The 1,523-nt window shown below is 44.2% G+C and carries 3 protein-coding genes; all 3 read left to right on the top strand.

Going from position 1 to position 1,523, the window contains the following annotated elements; all coding sequences use genetic code 11:
- Positions 1-912, top strand: a 912-nt coding sequence (locus tag CCB157_RS16855) for a tail fiber domain-containing protein (RefSeq protein WP_143287137.1), incomplete at its 5' end; no start/stop codon positions are given.
- Positions 913-914: 2 nt separating this feature from the next.
- Positions 915-1,094 carry a hypothetical protein gene (locus CCB157_RS16850; RefSeq protein WP_077616942.1) on the top strand — a complete coding sequence of 60 codons (180 nt, stop codon included), beginning with the start codon at positions 915-917 and terminating at the stop codon, positions 1,092-1,094.
- A 36-nt stretch (positions 1,095-1,130) separates the two neighbouring features.
- A partial coding sequence (locus CCB157_RS16845) for a phage holin family protein (protein WP_143287136.1) occupies positions 1,131-1,523 on the top strand: 393 nt, incomplete at its 3' end.

Raw genomic sequence — 1,523 nt, 5'->3', positions numbered from 1 at the left:
AATGCGACGGCGGGGATCAAGATTCAAAATCGCACAAATACGTCCCAGTCGTGGCAGGATGTTTTCTATGTTGATACGAACGGAGTGCTCACGGCGAAGGGTATCAATGTTGTTGGCGGGACAATTAACGGAACAACCGGAACGTTTAACGGAACCGTTGAAATAGTCGTTGGAAACGTAAAAACTCGGGTAAGTGAAACTATTTACAATGAAAAAACTGATTTAGGGTTCGTTAATAGCGTCACGATTCAAGACGGGCAAGTATTTTTAGAGTCCAATTACCAAACCAGTTCGACAAAGAATTTAAACATTACTGTTGACCAAATTATTTATTATGATTCCAATGGGCATCAAATATACGTTACTTTGAGTGATCGTATGAACATTCAAGGTAACGTAGACATTGTAGGAGATCTATCAACGACGGGAAAAGTAATTGCTAATGGATTCGTCTATTCCGATGCCTATGACGCCAATCCAAATAGCGGCAGTACTCACGTTTACATCCGCCCCAAGTCCGGTGGCGAAGTCCGTGCAACCGTAACGGGGTCAACTAGCACTTACGCCCCAATACGTGCTAAAGAGTATAACCCTCCGAATTCTTTGCGAGAAATGAAAAAAAATATCGAGGAGTTTACAGACGATGTTTTAGACACCCTTATGAATATCAAAACGTACACGTTTAACTATAACTTTGAAGAAGATGGCGCTAAAAAGACTCTCGGATTGATGTTAGACGAAGCACCGGAAATTATATGGAACGCATCTGGTGACTCGATTGACATGTATTCGTCAATCGGTTACTTATTTACTGGTTTAAAACAGGCGGTATCTGTCCTAGACAACCACGAATCCCTTTTTACTGACTTTAAAACTAGAATTGAAGCACTCGAACAAAAATTGGGGGCATGACCGTGGAACAACAAATCAAAAATCCGCAATACGTGATCAACTCGCTCACAAACCAAGTAGCTATGCTAGCGCAAGAAAAAGCGCTACGTGATGCCATCATCACCGAACAGCAGCTCGAAATCGAAACTCTGAAAAAAGAGATCGAAGAACTGAAGAAAAAAGACGACAAGTCCGCCAAATAGCGGGCTTTTTATTTTGCCTTGAAAGGTGGTGAAACCATGGAAAATGTCCTCAAAACCATCGTTGCGGTAGGCGGCGCGGCCGCCTCTTACTTATTTGGGGGGTGGTCGTCGTTGCTGTCTATCTTGCTCACATTCGTCATCATCGACTATATATCCGGCTTTGCTGCGGCAGCGATTGCCGGCAAACTCAATAGCGAAGTCGGGCTTGTCGGCATTGCAAAGAAGGTCGGCATCTTTGCGATCGTTGCCGTTGCTCATCTCGTCGATAGCGTTCTGGGTGATTCACATATGCTCCGTGACGGAGCGATTTTCTTCTATCTCGCGAATGAAGCATTGAGCATTATTGAAAATGCCGGCCGGATTGGATTGCCCATTCCTGACCGACTCAAAAACGCTGTCGAGGTCTTGAAAAATGGGAAACAGGGGGAA

The sequence above is a fragment of the Caenibacillus caldisaponilyticus genome (assembly GCF_002003465.1).
GTDB classification, from domain to species: Bacteria; Bacillota; Bacilli; order Bacillales; family Sporolactobacillaceae; genus Caenibacillus; species Caenibacillus caldisaponilyticus.
This window is presented reverse-complemented; position numbering and strand designations above follow the sequence as displayed.